Origin of the sequence: Arthrobacter sp. CG_A4 (genome assembly GCF_035985125.1) — a bacterium.
In the GTDB taxonomy this organism is placed as follows: Bacteria; Actinomycetota; Actinomycetes; order Actinomycetales; family Micrococcaceae; genus Arthrobacter.
Map to the genome: position 1 here is coordinate 59,461 of NZ_JAXCID010000010.1, position 15,883 is coordinate 75,343.

General features: G+C 66.9%; 12 protein-coding genes. 7 read left to right on the forward strand and 5 right to left on the reverse strand.

Translation table 11 applies throughout. From position 1 onward, the window contains the following. A complete protein-coding gene (locus RCH07_RS06425; RefSeq protein ID WP_326966643.1) occupies nucleotides 1–990 on the forward strand; it encodes a M56 family metallopeptidase in 990 nt (329 codons plus the stop codon). A 75-nt stretch (nucleotides 991–1,065) separates the two neighbouring features. Here the strand turns inward: RCH07_RS06425 and RCH07_RS06430 are convergent, their stop codons facing one another. Continuing rightward, nucleotides 1,066–3,174, reverse strand: coding sequence for a DNA gyrase/topoisomerase IV subunit B (locus RCH07_RS06430; RefSeq protein WP_326966644.1), 2,109 nt, complete (start codon nucleotides 3,172–3,174; stop codon nucleotides 1,066–1,068). 237 nt (nucleotides 3,175–3,411) lie between these two features. Between RCH07_RS06430 and RCH07_RS06435 the strand changes: the two genes are divergently transcribed. Further along, nucleotides 3,412–3,633: a DUF7455 domain-containing protein gene (locus RCH07_RS06435; protein ID WP_326966645.1), complete on the forward strand. Its 222-nt coding sequence runs from the start codon at nucleotides 3,412–3,414 to the stop codon at nucleotides 3,631–3,633. Nucleotides 3,634–3,820: 187 nt separating this feature from the next. Here the strand turns inward: RCH07_RS06435 and RCH07_RS06440 are convergent, their stop codons facing one another. From RCH07_RS06440 to RCH07_RS06455, 4 genes are all read right to left on the reverse strand, one after another. Next, a complete protein-coding gene (locus RCH07_RS06440; protein ID WP_326966646.1) occupies nucleotides 3,821–5,143 on the reverse strand; it encodes an RNA polymerase sigma factor in 1,323 nt (440 codons plus the stop codon). Between the two features lie 282 nt (nucleotides 5,144–5,425). Then, the gene (locus RCH07_RS06445) at nucleotides 5,426–6,703 is read right to left on the reverse strand and encodes a DUF4192 family protein (RefSeq protein ID WP_326966647.1); all 1,278 of its coding nucleotides are present in this window, start codon (nucleotides 6,701–6,703) and stop codon (nucleotides 5,426–5,428) included. A gap of 144 nt (nucleotides 6,704–6,847) precedes the next feature. After that, nucleotides 6,848–8,161, reverse strand: a complete 1,314-nt coding sequence (locus RCH07_RS06450) for an MFS transporter (RefSeq protein ID WP_326966648.1) — start codon at nucleotides 8,159–8,161, stop codon at nucleotides 6,848–6,850. Between the two features lie 35 nt (nucleotides 8,162–8,196). Further along, nucleotides 8,197–9,135, reverse strand: coding sequence for a proteasome assembly chaperone family protein (locus RCH07_RS06455; protein WP_326966649.1), 939 nt, complete (start codon nucleotides 9,133–9,135; stop codon nucleotides 8,197–8,199). Between the two features lie 356 nt (nucleotides 9,136–9,491). On the opposite strand from RCH07_RS06455, the gene RCH07_RS06460 reads away from it, so the two are divergent. The 5 genes from RCH07_RS06460 to RCH07_RS06480 all read left to right on the forward strand — a co-directional run bounded on the left by RCH07_RS06460 (nucleotide 9,492) and on the right by RCH07_RS06480 (nucleotide 15,843). Next, complete coding sequence (locus RCH07_RS06460; protein WP_326966650.1) at nucleotides 9,492–11,018, forward strand: leucyl aminopeptidase; 1,527 nt, start codon at nucleotides 9,492–9,494, stop codon at nucleotides 11,016–11,018. A 247-nt stretch (nucleotides 11,019–11,265) separates the two neighbouring features. Next, nucleotides 11,266–12,651 (forward strand): dihydrolipoyl dehydrogenase, encoded by a 1,386-nt coding sequence (gene lpdA / locus RCH07_RS06465; protein WP_326966651.1) that lies wholly within the window; start codon nucleotides 11,266–11,268, stop codon nucleotides 12,649–12,651. Between the two features lie 125 nt (nucleotides 12,652–12,776). After that, on the forward strand, nucleotides 12,777–14,651 hold the full coding sequence (gene sucB, locus RCH07_RS06470) for a 2-oxoglutarate dehydrogenase, E2 component, dihydrolipoamide succinyltransferase (RefSeq protein WP_326966652.1): 1,875 nt from the start codon (nucleotides 12,777–12,779) through the stop codon (nucleotides 14,649–14,651). A gap of 169 nt (nucleotides 14,652–14,820) precedes the next feature. Beyond that, the gene (locus RCH07_RS06475; RefSeq protein WP_326966653.1) at nucleotides 14,821–15,189 is read left to right on the forward strand and encodes a hypothetical protein; all 369 of its coding nucleotides are present in this window, start codon (nucleotides 14,821–14,823) and stop codon (nucleotides 15,187–15,189) included. Between the two features lie 225 nt (nucleotides 15,190–15,414). Continuing rightward, on the forward strand, nucleotides 15,415–15,843 hold the full coding sequence (locus tag RCH07_RS06480) for an OsmC family protein (protein WP_326966654.1): 429 nt from the start codon (nucleotides 15,415–15,417) through the stop codon (nucleotides 15,841–15,843). Nucleotides 15,844–15,883 lie beyond the last annotated feature (40 nt).

A 15,883-nucleotide genomic window follows, 5' to 3' on the forward strand; every position in this document is an offset into this window, starting at 1 on the left:
ATGTTCTGGACCTCATGGTTTCTGGCGGTCCTGGCGATAGCGCTGGCTTGGCCGGTCCCTATTGTCCTGTCCCGTGCCCGCTGGCCGGCCCGTTCCCCCTTCACCGCAATGCTGCTCTGGCAGGCCATCGCCCTGGCGGGAGGGCTGTCCATGATCGGCGCCATGCTTGTCTACGGGCTGGAGCCGATCGGTGGCAACCTGCTGGCCGGGCTCGGAGCCCTTGCCGGCATGGTGTTGCGGAATGAGCCCACCACAGCCCTCGGTTTCTGGCACGTCTTTGCACTTTCCGCCGCGGCACTCCTGACGGCGCACCTCGTGTTCACGTTGCTGTTAACCTATTACAAGATCCAGCGGCAGCGGCGGCGGCACCGGGAACTTCTGGAACTGCTCGCCTCCCCGTCCGCTGACGGCCCCCGGACCATGGTGCTCAACCTCGAGTCTCCCGTGGCATATTGTCTGCCGGGCGGCGCGCGCTCCGTTACGGTCCTCTCCGACGGGCTCCTGGCCGCGCTGGAACCCGCCGAGCTCCGGGCAGTGCTGATCCACGAGAACGCACACCTGAGCCAGCGCCACCATCTCCTGCTCTGGGCCTTCGCGGCCTGGCGCCAGGCGCTGCCGTGGCTGCCAACCACCCGGCTGGCGCAGGATGCGGTCAACTCGCTGATTGAAATGCTCGCGGACGACGTCGCGCTGAAGACGGAGAGCAAGTCCACCCTGATCAGGGCCATCGCGATCGTGGCCAGCGGCTCCTCCGGTGCCCTGGCCGGACGGATGGCGTTCGGCGAGGACGAACCGTCCGGTGACGATCCCGGCCAGCCAGGTGCCACCGGCGGGTCCGGCTCGGCGCGCACCACAGCCTCCCGGGTCAGCCGCCTGCTCTCCCCGCAGCCTCCTCTGCCGGAGCCGCTGCGGCTGGTTGTACTGGCGACCTGCCTGCTGCTCCTGGCCGTGCCGACGGCGCTGTTGATCGTTCCCGGGCTGCTCGGCTGAGAGGTACCAGCCCGGCCAGGCGTGAACCTGCCCGGTCAGGAATGAACCGGCCCCGTCAGGAATGAACCGGCCCGGTCAGGCGTCGATCCGCTCCCGGTCCAGGCCTGCGGCGCCGGCAATGATGAAGTCCTTGCGCGGCGCGACGTCGGAGCCCATCAGCAGGTCGAAGGTGTCCTCGGCCTGCTTGGCGTTTTCAATCCGGACCTTACGCAGCGTCCGGTGCCGCGGGTCCATCGTGGTCTCGGCCAACTGCTCCGCGTCCATCTCACCCAGGCCCTTGTACCGCTGGATTGGTTCCTTGTAGCGCTTGCCTTCTTTGGCGAGCCTGGCCAGCAGCACGTGAAGCTCCGCCTCGGAGTACGTGTAAATCATCTCGTTGGCCTTCTGCCCGGCGTTGATGACCTCCACCCGGTGCAGCGGCGGGACGGCGGCAAAGACACGGCCCCCGTCGATCATCGGGCGCATGTAGCGGAAGAACAGCGTCAGGAGCAGCGTCCGGATGTGGGCGCCGTCGACGTCGGCGTCGGTCATGAGGATAACTTTGCCGTAGCGGGCGGCCCCGATGTCGAAGCTCCGGCCGGAACCCGCGCCCACCACCTGGATGAGGGCGGCACATTCGGCGTTGGAGAGCATGTCGCCCACCGAGGCTTTTTGGACGTTGAGGATCTTGCCGCGGATAGGCAGCAGCGCCTGGAAGTCGGAGGACCGCGCAAGCTTGGCGGTGCCCAGCGCGGAGTCACCTTCGACGATGAACAGCTCGGACCGCGCGACGTCGTCCGTGCGGCAGTCCGCAAGCTTGGTGGGCATCGACGAGGTCTCCAGCGCATTCTTGCGGCGCTGAGTCTCCTTGTGCACCCGGGCCGAAATGCGGGACTTCATCTCGCTGACGACCTTTTCCAGCAGCAGAGCCGACTGGGCCTTGTCGTTGCGGTTCGCGGAGGTCAGTTTGGCGTTGATTTCCTGCTCCACCACCTTGGCCACGATCGCGCGGACGGCCGAGGTGCCGAGGATTTCCTTGGTCTGGCCCTCGAACTGGGGCTCGGCCAGGCGGACCGTGAGGACCGCGGTGAGCCCGGCGAAGATGTCGTCCTTTTCGATCTTGTCGCTGCCGGCCTTGAGTTTGCGGGCGTTCGCCTCGACCGCCTTACGGAACGTCTTGAGCAGCGCCTGTTCGAAACCGGACTGGTGGGTGCCGCCCTTGGGGGTCGAAATGATGTTCACGAAGCTGCGCACCGTGCTGTCGTATCCGATGCCCCAGCGCAGGGCGACGTCGACCTCGCAGTCACGCTCCACCTCCGCCAGCTGGCTGTGGCCTTTATCGTCGATGACCGGGACGGTTTCCTTGAATTTGCCGGCCCCATGCAGCCGCCAGATATCCGTGACGCCCGGATCGGCGGCGAGGAACTCGACGAACTCGGAGATGCCGCCGTCGTGGTGGAACACCTCTTCGTGCGGACCGGCCTCGCCAGGTGTGCCGGCAACCCGGCGGTCGTCCCGGACCGTCAGCCTGAGTCCGGGGACCAGGAAGGAGGTCTGCCGCGCGCGGGCGGCGAGTTCGTCGTAGGAGAATTTGGCGTCCGGGGTGAAGATCTGCCGGTCCGCCCAGTAGCGGATCCGGGTGCCCGTGACGCCGCGCTTGGCCTTGCCGATGACGTCAAGCACGGAGCCGTCGACGAAGGGCTCGAACACGGAGGCCGGGTCCGGCTTGGTGCCGGTGTCCTTGAAACGGCCCGGCTCGCCCCGGCGGAAGGACATCTTGTAGGTCTTGCTGCCGCGGTCCACTTCCACGTCCAGGCGCGCGGACAACGCGTTGACCACCGACGCGCCGACGCCGTGCAGGCCGCCCGAGGCAGTGTAGGAGCCGCCGCCGAACTTGCCGCCGGCGTGCAGCTTGGTAAAAACAACTTCGACGCCGCTCAGCCCGGTTTTCGGTTCCATGTCCACCGGCACGCCGCGGCCGTCGTCGTGGATCTCGACGGAATTATCCGAGTGCAGGATGATCCTGATGTCGTGGCCGAAACCGGCCAGGGCCTCGTCCACCGAGTTGTCGATGATCTCCCACAGGCAGTGCATGAGCCCGCGTGAGTCTGTGGAGCCGATGTACATGCCCGGGCGCTTGCGGACGGCCTCGAGGCCTTCCAGCACAGAGAGATGCCGGGCGGTGTAGTCAGAACTTGGTGCCACAGGTCGGCAACTCCTTCAGGAACGGGACGGTCAGGATGGACGCGCAGGGCGTCTTGGCGCCCCTCCTAGGGTAGTCGCCGCGCGGCGCCCTTCGGGGTTGCCACTCCCCTGCCCCCGGAGGCCACGAAACCCGTTATACAGACGTGATACGCGTACAGCGAAAGTCGGGCAAACTTGCGATGGTTTGGCTCCGAATGCTGGTTATATAGGTATACCGATCTACCAAGGAGGCCGAACATGACAACAGCAGTTGCGGACCGCACACTCACCACCGTTGACCGGTGCGATCGTTGCGGAGCACAGGCATATGTCCGGGTTGTTCTCGGCGCTTCCGGAGGTGAGCTTCTCTTCTGCGGCCACCACGCCCGCGCCGTGGAACCGACGCTGAGGCCGCTCAGCTCAGACTGGCACGACGAGACCAGCCGTCTTCAGGAAAAGACACCGGTTCCGGTCGACTAGACCATTCGCGTTCAGCCCAGCTGACCTGAAACCAAGCAGTCCAGGGCCCCTCCCTTCCGGAGGGGCCCTGGTTTTTAACCCGGCGCCCCTGAAACCAACAACGCGGGGTCACTTCGCGCCCATTCATCCGAAGATCATGGGCGGGATGTGACCCCGCGTTGGGTTAGTCCGGGCGATTAGTCCCGGCTTAGTCCAGGTAGTCGCGCAGGACCTGTGAGCGCGACGGGTGCCGCAGCTTGGACATGGTCTTGGATTCGATCTGGCGGATCCGCTCACGCGTCACGCCGTAGACCTTGCCGATTTCGTCTAAAGTCTTCGGCTGTCCGTCGGTCAGGCCGAACCGCATCGCCACAACACCCGCTTCGCGCTCGGAGAGCGTGTCCAGCACCGAGTGCAGCTGTTCCTGCAGGAGCGTGAAGCTCACGGCATCGGCCGGGACCACGGCTTCGGAGTCCTCGATGAGGTCCCCGAATTCGGAGTCGCCGTCCTCGCCCAGCGGTGTGTGCAGGGAGATCGGCTCGCGTCCGTACTTCTGGACCTCGACGACCTTCTCCGGCGTCATGTCCAGCTCGAGGGCCAGCTCTTCCGGGGTCGGTTCGCGGCCAAGGTCCTGCAGCATCTGGCGCTGCACGCGGGCCAGCTTGTTAATGACTTCCACCATGTGCACCGGGATACGGATGGTCCGGGCCTGGTCGGCCATGGCGCGGGTAATCGCCTGGCGGATCCACCAGGTGGCGTAGGTGGAGAACTTGAAGCCCTTGGTGTAGTCGAACTTCTCGACCGCACGGATCAGGCCCAGGTTGCCTTCCTGGATCAGGTCCAGGAACAGCATGCCGCGGCCGGTGTAACGCTTGGCCAGCGACACCACGAGGCGGAGGTTGGCCTCGAGCAGGTGGTTCTTGGCGCGTTTGCCGTCGTGGATGACGAACTCGAGCTCGCGTTTGAGCTTCGGATCCATGCTCCCGTCGTCGGCATTGATCTTCTCTTCGGCGAACAGGCCCGCCTCGATGCGCAGGGCGAGATCAACTTCCTGCTCGGCATTCAGCAGGGCGACCTTGCCGATCTGCTTCAGATAGTCCTTGACGGGGTCCGCGGTGGCGCCGGCGGACATGACCTGCTGCACGGGGGCGTCGTCGTCGTCGGCATCGGAGTAGACAAAGCCGGACCCGGTGGGGGCTGCGGCGGCCTTGGCCGGAATCTCTTCGCCGTCTTCGCCGATCTCGACGGCGGCTGCCTCGTCAAGGTCCACTTCGTTGTCGTCATCGGCGTCGCGGGCGGCTTTGCCGGCCGCCTGCGCCGCAGCCTTGGCGCCGGGCTTTGGCCCGCGTTTCTTGGGTTCAGGCCTGGCGGCTGCCGAGCCGGCGTTGTCACCTTCACCCAAGGCTGCGTCCTTGACGGCCTTGTTGGCTGCACGCGTGGCGGCGCGCTTTGCGTTGGTTGCCGCCTTCTTTTCCTCGGCGGACAATTCGGCCTGGTCGGCGGGTTCCTTCTTCGCGGAAGACGGGGTCACAGAAAACCTTTCTAGCAGCGGTCTGTGGAATCGCCATACGGGCAACACCACTATGACCCTGTCAAGTCCGTGTTTCACATCAGGTGCAGTCACGGCCAGCAGAGCCACTCAGTAGAACTGCCGGGAGGACCGTAATGTTCCCGATTTCCGGGGTTCACTACGAGCACTTAATACACGGACCCAACCGGGTCTCGGCAACCATTGTCTCATGATTTTCTGAATCGTTGCCGCCCCGCCGCGAAGCGTGGGCAATAATTTGGCCTTCCATGAAGGCGCCCGCCGTCAGGCCGCGTCGGCCTCGAACTTCTGCCAGGCGGAGTCTTTCCGGCCCGCCCAGCCGCACAGCGTCCCGCGCCGGACGAGTTCCGCCAGCAGTTCCGCCAGCCGGTATCCCGGGTATTCCGCCTCGGCGAGAATGAACAGCGCGTCCGCGTAGGATCCCTTGCCGCGGCACCACTCAATCCAGCCGCGGCCGGTCAGGGCCGCAGCCCCGGCTTCGCCGCCGGCTTCCGCCAGTTGGACGAGGATCCGGTCCAGCTGCCCCATCAGCGGCCAGTCCGGCACCGGCGGGGCGAGGCCCAGCAGCACTTTCCCGTACGCGGGCACCTCCACCGGCTCGTTCCCTGTGCTGCTGCCGCCGGCCGCGCCGCCATCGGCACCACCAACGTCGCCCGGACGAGCCGGCGGCGGAAAGCCCTCGAGCGGGGGCAGCGGCAGGGGCGGCAGGGGATCCGGCCGCCCCTGCCGCTGCCCGGAACCGTCGTCAAACACGCCGAAGTCTTCCGCACCGCGACCGGCGGCCTCCGGCCCGGCGGCCGCCATCACCAGCACAGCGTCCCGCCAGGCCGGGACGCAGAGGGTGGCGCGCAGATAGCCGGCCAGGCCGGCAGGGAGCTCCTGCCCGGGCGGGGCCCGCAGCACCCGCGTCCAGACTTCCAGCGCCCCGGCGAACTGTGGACGCTCCCGCCGTCGTCCAGCAAACAGCAGCGCCCAGTCGTCCTCGGCCGCCAGGACCACCGGGTCAACGTGGCGCGTCGGCGCCGGCACAGGGTCGCCGGGCGCAGAACCGACGGTGCTGCCGCGGAAGACCATCTCGGCGTTGAGCCGGCTGTTCCGAATCTCGTCGACCGGCCGGCCGGGCATGGCGCAACACGAAGGGTCATTGCAGTAGGCGTTGCGCCAGTAGTCGGCACCGATGAGCCAGGCATCCCGCACCGGCATGCCGGCTTCCGCCAGAGCGTGCTCCAGCCCTTGTAAGAGCAACGCGAACGTACTTCCGTCCCCGTCCATTCCGGTGAAGAAGGCCAGCAGCGAGCCGTCCGCTTCCTCGTCGGCCTCCAGATAGGACGCCACGCTGCGGGCGAAGCGGACCGCTGCGGGCGGACCGCCCTGGCCGCCTGCGCCTTCATCAGGCAGGTCTACCCGCAGGGTGGCGCCGAGGCGTTTGCCTTGCAGCGTCATGGCCACGAGACTGCGGGCGGGCCAGTAGCCCAGGGAATGCGGGATGAAGCCAAGGATGTCCTCGGGGCCGGTGATTTTCAGGTGTTCGGGAGCTGTCATAACGCCAGCTTCGTCGACGGCCGTGCCTTGCCGATAGCTCGACTTGCCCTATGTGGAGAACTCCTCGAGGCAAGGGCCGGGCCACCCGATACAGGTCAGGTGGCCAGGCCGCCCCAGGTCAGGTGGCCCGGTCAGGTGGTGCGGTCACGTGCTGCGCCTGCGCTGCCGGGCGAGGGCCGCGCGCAGCGGAGGCACCACCACGCCCTGCGCCGCCATCTGGCGGCGCACTTTCCGCCGGATGACGATGATGGCGCCGGCTCCGGCCGCCAGCAGCAGAAACTGGACGCTCAGGGCGATCCGGAACGGATCGATACCGTACAGCTCACCCTGGGAGAAGCCGGTGGCGTGCAGAACGTCAAGCACCAGGCCGATCAGGAAAATGGCCACGAGGGCGGCGATGAAACCGCCCACGTTGACGATCCCCGTGGCGGTGCCGATCCGGTGGGCCGGGTTGAAGGTCCGGGCGAGGTCGAAGCCGATCATGGAGCCCGGCCCGCCGACGGCCAGCACCACCACGAGGGCGGCCAGCAGCCACAGCGGGGACCGGCCGGGGATGAGGAGTACGGCGGCCCAGGCCGCGGCGGTGGCCGCCGAAATCAGCAGCACCATGGTGGACCGCCGCAGCGGATGCCTGGCCACAAACCTGCCCATCAGCGGGCCGGCGGCGATGGCGGAAGCGACGTAGAGCGTCATCAGCGCCGAGACCACGGCCCTATCCAGGCCCTGGGCGGAGATCAGGAAGGGGTAGCCCCAGGTCATCGCGAACACGGTGCCGCTGAACTGGACGGTGAAGTGGCTCCACAGCCCCAGCCGGGTGCCGGGCTGCTGCCACGCGAGGGCCAGCGAAAGGCCCGTGGCGCGCAGCCCCCGGGACGGTGCCGGGGGCCGTTGGCCCGGCGGCAGGTCCTGCAGCAGGACCACCACCAGAACGAGGGCGAGGGCGGACATCGCAGCGAGCGTGAGGAAAGCCGGAGTCCAGCCGGCGGAGTGCAGGATCAACGCGAACGGCACCACGGAAAAGAGCTGGCCCAGCTGCCCGGACATCCCGGTGAGCTGGGTGAGCAGCGGCACCCTGGCCGGAGCAAACCAGAGCGGGATCAGCCGGATCACGGCGATGAAGGTCATGGCGTCGCCGGCGCCCACCAGCACCCGGCCCAGCACGCCTCCCGGGATGTTCTCAGCGAAGGCCAGCTGGAGCTGCCCGAGGCCCATCAACAGGGCGCCGCCGGCAATCATGGCGCGGGAACCGAAGCGGTCCACCAGCACGCCGACGGGGATCTGCAGCCCGGCGTAGACGAGGAGTTGCAGCACGGTGAAGAAGGAGATCTCGGCCGCGCTGGCGTGGAAGCGCTCGGTGGCTTCCAGCCCAACCACGCCAAATGACGTGCGCTGACTGACCGCGACAAGGTACGCGAAGACCCCGATGATCCAGATCAGCCAGGCGCGGGGTGAAGTCACGCCCCTATTATGCCCGTGCGCGTGAACAGTCGTAGTTATTGTCCGGGTTCCGTCCGGGCAAGGTAGGCCTCCACGGCGGCACCGAGGGCATCCGCGTTGGGCAGCTGGTCGTTCTCGTCGGCGAGAAGCGAACGCCGCACCGTTCCCTCGGCCTTCTCGTCGTAGCGCGTCTCGAGCCGGGACACCACCTGCTGGACGTCCTCGGACGCGGCGATCTGTTCAGCAATCTGGCGGCCGACCTCCCGGCCTGCCTCGCGGAGCCGGTCCGTGGGCAGCATCAGCGAAGCCGCGGCACCCAGGTATTCCAGCCCGGCGACGGCCGCCGTCGGGTATTCGGCCTCGGCAAGGTAGTGCGGGACATGGATAACATAGCCGGCGACGTTGCGGCCAGCCTCCACCAAGCGCAGCTCAAGGATGTGGCCCACCGCGGCAGGCACCTCGACGGTCGGCTTCCACATCGAGATTCCCTCGATGAGGTCCGGGCGGTTGCCATGAACGGTCACTCCCACGGGGCGGGTGTGCGGAACAGGCATCGGGATGGAATGGATCCAGGTCACCAGATTAACGTCCAGCTCCCGGACAATCCCGACGACGGCGCGGGCGAAGCGTTCCCACTGCAGGTCCGGTTCGAACCCGGACAGGAGCAGAAACGGGCTGCCGAGCCCGTCAACCAGCCGGTACAGCGCCAGGCTCGGCGCCTGGTAGTCCTGCAGGTGGTCCTCGACGAAGCAGACCTGCGGGCGCCGGGTCCGGTAGTCGATCAGCTGGTCGGCGTCGAATTGGGCGATCATCTCGACGTCGAGGGTATCCAGCATTTCGGTGCTGATCTGCCGGACGACGTGGCCGGCGTCGGCAAAGCCGGTGAATCCCATAACGAGGTTCAGCCCGCGCAGCTCCGGGCTGTGGAACAGCGCGTCATCACGCAAGTAAAGCGATTCAGGGTCCAGCAGAGAGCCGGAAATCCGTTCCATCACGGCATGTTCCTTTCGTCGTCGGCGGTTGGCGGGGGCGGAGTCCCGCGCGGCGGGTGGTGCCGTCAGGTGCCGGGTCGTGCCGTCAGGCGCCACCAACGGGAGCACACGCGCCTCAGCCAGTTGCGCCGATACCAGCTACAACGTCCGGGGGCGCGGGGGCATTCCTGCCGGTGGTGTGCTCCAGCTCTCATCCAATTGAACACCCGCACCGGGGAGAGACTACGATCGGAGCTGGCCTTATGACGGCTTGAAAGCACTTAGCCTACGTCCCAGACCAACAGCGGCGCAGGTTCCATGGCAGGGCGCCAACCATGCAGTTCCTGCCGAAAACTCACAGAGAATTGAGGACTGTCCTCGTGGTCAAGAATACTGAAGTCACACTTCGTGCAATCGCCGGGGATTTGAAGAAGTCCCCCAGCGGCGCCCTCGTCATCGGCGTGGGCCAGGGCACGGACGGTCCGGTCCTGCTGAGCAATCCCCTGACGGCCAAGGCCGCCGAGGCGCTGGCGGAATCACTGGGCGCTCTTGGCATCACCGGGGCAGCCGACCAGGCGCACCGCCTGCCCGGGCTGGCCGACGTCGGAGCCGGCATCCTGGTGCTCGCCGGGGTGGGCAAGGTCGCCGCCAACCAGGCACTCACCGAGGAAGCCCTGCGCCGCGCCGCCGGCTCGACCGTCCGCCAGCTGGCCGGCGTCACCACCGTCACGCTCGCGCTTCCGACGTCGACCCTGGCCGACGTCGCCGCCGTCGCCGAGGGTGCCGCGATGGGCGCGTACGCGTTCACCGAGTACCGCACCTCCAAGGATGGCCTGAAGGATCCGGTGAAGAACGTTGTGATCGTCACCGATCTCGCCTCCGACAAGGGCCTCAAGACCGTCCTGGACCGTGCGACCCTGATCGGCAGGGCCGTCAACGCCACCCGCTCGCTGGTCAACCAGCCGCCGAGCCATCTCTTCCCCGAATCCTTTGCCGAAGCCGCCAAGGAACTCGCCAAGGGCCTGCCCGTCAAGGTGACCGTGTGGGACGAGAAGCGCCTGGAAAAGGAAGGCTTCGGCGGCATCCTCGGCGTCGGCAAGGGCTCCACCCGCCAGCCGCGCTTGGTCAAGGTGGAATACTCCCCCGCCAGGGCCACGGCCAAGATCGCCCTCGTGGGTAAGGGCATCACCTTCGACACCGGCGGCATCTCACTCAAGCCGCACCTGGGTATGGGCGACATGAAATCCGACATGGCGGGCGCCGCCGTCGTCCTCAACACCGTGCTGGCCATCGCCGGCCTGGGCCTTCCCGTCAAGGCGACCGCGTGGCTCTGCATCGCGGAGAACATGCCCTCCGGTGCTGCCCAGCGCCCCGCCGACGTCCTGACGATCTTCGGCGGCAAGACCGTCGAGGTCCTGAACACGGACGCTGAGGGCCGCCTGGTCATGGCCGACGGGATCGTCGCCGCGAGCCAGGAATTCCCGGACGCCATCATCGACGTCGCCACGCTGACCGGCGCACAGCTGATCGCACTGGGCAACCGCACCGCCGGAATCATGGGCTCCGACGCCGTCACCGCCCCGCTCAAGGCCGCCGCGGACCGGGCCGGCGAGCTGGTCTGGCCGATGCCCCTGCCCGAGGAGCTCCGCCCCAGCCTGGATTCCCAGGTAGCCGATCTCGCCAACATCGGCGAACGCCACGGCGGCATGATGACCGCCGCCGTCTTCCTGCGCGAATTCGTCGGTAAGGGCAAGGACGGCGAGCAGATCCCCTGGGCGCACATCGACATCGCCGGCCCGTCCTTCAACACCGGCAGCCCTTACGGCTACAACCACAAGCAGGGTACCGGCTGCACGGTGCGCACGCTCGTGGCCTACGTCGAGGACATCCTGGCCACGACGGTCTAAGCGTCGAAACGTCCGCGTGACTGGTGGCCGGGGGGCTCCGATCCCCCGGTCACCAGGGCACGTGAGACTGGACACAAGCGCTCCACAATCGCCACGGCAAGGTGGAGCATGTATTAGTGGTTCGCTAAGGTGAACTTTGGTAGTCACAAATGAAAGGGAACTTCCCGGCTGGCATAATCACGGCAGGAAGTTCCAAGACCAGATGATGCGTACTCTCGTGTCATCGTTCACGCGAGGGAGCGTTTTAGTGGCCGATCAGGCAACTGCGCAAGAATTCGACATCCTGGTACTCGGCGGCGGCAGCGGCGGCTACGCAACTGCCCTGCGTGCCGTTCAGCTTGGCCTCACCGTCGGCCTGATCGAAAAGGGCAAGCTCGGCGGCACCTGCCTGCACAACGGCTGTATCCCCACCAAGGCACTGCTGCACTCCGCAGAACTGGCCGACCACGCCCGCGACTCGGCGAAGTACGGCGTCAATGTCACTCTCGACAGCATCGACATCACCGCCGTCAACGCCTACAAGGACGGCATCATAGCCGGCAAGTTCAAGGGCCTGCTGGGTCTCATCAAGAGCAAGAAGGCCATCACGGTCATCGAGGGCGAGGGTAAGCTCCAGGGCACCGACACCGTCGTCGTGAACGGCACCGCCTACAAGGGCAAGAACATTGTCCTCGCGACCGGCTCCTATTCCCGCACGCTGCCGGGCCTGGAAATCGGCGGCAAGGTCATCACCTCCGACGAAGCCCTCACCATGGACTACATCCCCAAGAGCGCGATCATCCTCGGCGGCGGCGTGATCGGCGTCGAGTTCGCTTCCGTCTGGAAGTCCTTCGGCGTGGACGTCACCGTCATCGAAGGCCTGCCGTCGCTGGTCCCGAACGAGGACGCGACGATCGTCAAAGCCTTTGAGCGCGCCTTCAAGAAGCGCGGCATCAAATTCTCCACCGGCATTTTCTTCCAGGGTGTCGAACAGAACGACGACGGCGTCAAGGTCACCCTGGTGGACGGCAAGACCTTCGACGCTGACCTGTTGCTCGTAGCTGTCGGCCGCGGCCCCGTCACGGCCGATCTGGGCTATGAGGAAGCGGGCGTGACGCTTGACCGCGGCTTCGTTATCACGAACGAACGCCTGCACACCGGCGCCGGCAACATCTACGCGCTGGGCGACATTGTCCCGGGCGTCCAGCTCGCGCACCGCGGCTACCAGCAGGGCATCTTCGTCGCCGAGGAAATCGCCGGCCTGAAGCCCGTCGTCGTCGAAGACGTCAACATCCCCAAGGTCACCTACTCCGAGCCTGAAATCGCCACTGTCGGCTACACGGAAAAGGCTGCCAGGGCCAAGTTCGGCGAGGACGAGGTCCTGACCCAGGAATACAACCTGGCCGGCAACGGCAAGAGCTCCATCCTGGGCACGTCCGGCCTGGTCAAGCTGGTCCGCCAGAAGGACGGCCCCGTGATCGGCGTGCACATGATCGGCTCCCGCATGGGCGAGCAGATCGGCGAAGCCCAGCTGATCGTGAACTGGGAAGCCTACCCGGAGGACGTGGCCCAGCTGCTCCACGCCCACCCGACCCAGAACGAGGCACTGGGCGAGGCCCATCTCGCGTTCGCGGGCAAGCCGCTCCACGGCTAACAGTTCCGCCCGCGCCACCGCAAGACTTCAGGGCTTAGTGCACCCGGCCCAAAAACCGGGTGCACTAAGCTCGACCAAAGCAGCAATCATCCGCACTAAAGATCAATAAGGAGAACGGGGACGACATGTCTGAAACCGTTAACTTGCCCGCCCTCGGTGAGAGTGTCACCGAAGGAACCGTCACCCGCTGGCTCAAGCAGGTAGGTGACCGGGTGGAGGTGGACGAGCCGCTGCTCGAAGTTTCCACCGACAAAGTAGACACCGAGATCCCCTCTCCGATCGCCGGTGTGATCGAGGAAATCCTCGTCGCCGAAGACGAGACCGCTGAGGTCGGCGCCGCACTGGTCCGCATCGGCGATGGCTCCGGTTCCGCGGGGGACGCCGCCCCTGCCGCCGAGGAAGCACCGGCTGCCGCACCCGCCGCCGTGCCGTCCGCCGATGCCGAGGCACCCGCCGCAGCGGCTCCTGAAGCTGCGGCCGCCGCAGCCCCTGAAGCTGCCGCGCCGGCCGAAGCACCCGCCGTCGTGCCGTCCGCCGAAGCCGAGGCGTCCGCCGAAGCTGAGGCACCCTCCACCGCAGCGCCGGCCGGCGAAAGCCACGAAGTCACGCTCCCTGCCCTTGGCGAGAGCGTCACCGAAGGCACCGTGACGCGCTGGCTCAAGAGCATCGGCGACACCGTCGAGGTGGACGAGCCGCTGCTGGAAGTATCCACCGACAAGGTTGACACCGAGATCCCGTCCCCTGTTGCGGGCACCCTGCAGGAAATCCGCGTCAGCGAGGATGAAACGGCCGAGGTCGGCGCCGTACTGGCCGTGATCGGAGCCGGCGCCGCGGCCCCTGCCGCAGCTCCCGCTCCCGAAGCGCCCAAGCAGGAAGCACCCAAGCAGGAAAAACCCAAGCCGGAAGCCCCCCGGCAGGAAGCCCCCGCCGCTCCGGCCCCCGCGGAAGCACCCCAGCAGGAAGCTGCAGCTCCTGTTGCACCGGCAAAAGCAGCTGCTCCGGCAACTGCTCCGGCCGCGCCGCAGGCCAGCCAGGCACCGGTCCCGGCCGAGTCCGGCTACGTCACTCCGCTGGTCCGGAAGCTGGCCAACCAGCAGGGTATAGATATCAGCACACTGTCCGGCACCGGCGTCGGCGGCCGTATTCGGAAGCAGGACGTGCTGGCGGCCGCAGAGGCCAAGGCAGCTCCGGCGCCCGCGGCAGCAGCACCGGCTGCGTCCGCCGCAGCGGGTCCGTCCGCTGCTCCTGCCGCCCGGCCCTCCGCTGACCCGTCCTCGCTGCGTGGCAGCGTGCAGAAGGCCCCGCGGATCCGCCAGGTCATTGCCCGCCGCATGCGCGAGTCCCTGGATGTTTCCGCCCAGCTGACCCAGGTGCACGAGGTGGATATGACGCGCATCGCGAAGCTGCGCACCGCCGCCAAGGATGGCTTCCTCGCCACCAACGGCGTCAAGCTGACGTTCCTGCCGTTCATCGCCAAGGCAGTGGCCGAGGCCCTGAAGCAGCACCCGAAGCTCAACGCGGAGTACAACGAGGAAGCGCAGGAGATCACCTACCACAACGCCGAGCACCTGGCGATTGCCGTGGATACCGAAAAGGGCCTGCTGGTCCCGGTAATCTCCGACGCCGGCGAGCTGAACCTCGCCGGCCTGGCCGGCAAAATCGCCGACGTGGCCTCGCGCACCCGGCAGGGCAAGATCGGTCCGGACGAGCTCTCCGGCGGCACGTTCTCCATCACCAACATCGGTTCCGTGGGCGCGCTCTTCGACACCCCGGTCATCAACCAGCCGAATGTCGCCATCCTGGGCACCGGCGCGATCGTCAAGCGGCCCGTCGTCGTCACCGATCAGAACGGCGATGACTCGCTGGCGATCCGTTCGATGATGTACCTCTCCCTGACCTACGATCACAGGCTGGTGGACGGCGCCGACGCGGGACGCTTCCTGCAGACCCTGCGGGCGCGCCTCGAAGAGGGCTCGTTCGAGGCAGACCTGGGGCTTTAGCCTCCGGCTTGCCGGGGTTCACGAACCCCGACGGCGACGGCGGTGCGGGCACGGTGGGAAACCCTCCGTGACCCGCGCCGCCGTCGCCGTTTTGTGCCCGGGACGAGGTGCATCGTAGCCGTGGCGGGTCCTGCTACGGTGCGTAGAACCTTCTGGCTAGACTGGGCCCATGCAACTCGTCTATAACATCGTGGTCTTCCTGCACATCGTCGGCGCAGCAATGATCGTGGGTATCTGGATCGGCCAGATGAAAAAGCCCACCGTCCACCCACGCCAGTTCGACGGCGCCATGCTGCAGCTGCTTACCGGCATCGCCCTGATGGGACTGATTCCAGTCCTGGGTCAGACGATTCCGAGGTTCGCCGATCCGGACTACGTCAAGCTCGGCGTAAAGTTCGCCGTTGCCCTGGCCGTCGGCGTGCTGGCTTTCCTTGGCCGTCGCAAGTACAAGAAAGGCGCGGACACCGGCAAGGGCCTCGCGCACGGCGTCGGCGGCCTGGCCCTGCTGAACGTGGCCATCGCAACCCTCTGGCAGTAAACCCCACTCACGCGATAACGACGGCGACGCACCCCACGCGGGTGCGTCGCCGTCGTCGTTAAGGCACGGGCTGCGCCGGCCCTCCGTGGGCGGCACCGTACGCGGTCACGCTTCTCCAGGAGCGGACACCGGTGCGCAGGCGGCGCCGGGTCCCTAGGATAGGACACGGCACCATCCGGCGGATCGCGGGATCCGTGGGATGACAAACGACCTTGAGGAGTGGACATGGCAGCAACACGCACCGCACACACTGTATGGAACGGCGACCTGATGACGGGCGCCGGCAACACGACGCTGGACAGCTCCGGTCTCGGTAACTTCGATGTCACCTGGCGGGCCCGAACCGAGGCCTCCCAGGGTAAGACGAGCCCCGAGGAGCTCATCGCCGCGGCGCACTCCGCCTGTTTCTCGATGGCCTTCAGCCTCGCCCTCGCCCAGGCCGGCCACGCCCCCGAAGAGGTCAACACCAAGGCGGATGTTACCTTCGTGCCCGGCACCGGCATCACGGACAGCCACCTGACCGTCAGCGCCCGGATCCCGGGAATTTCGGAAAGCGAATTCCAGCGGATCGCCGCGGAAGCCAAGGTGGGCTGCCCCGTCTCGGCCGCCCTCACCGGCATCAAGATCACCCTGGACGCCACCCTGGCCCCGTAGCACGTGACGCCGACGGCGAAGGCCCACGTTCCCTGCTGGT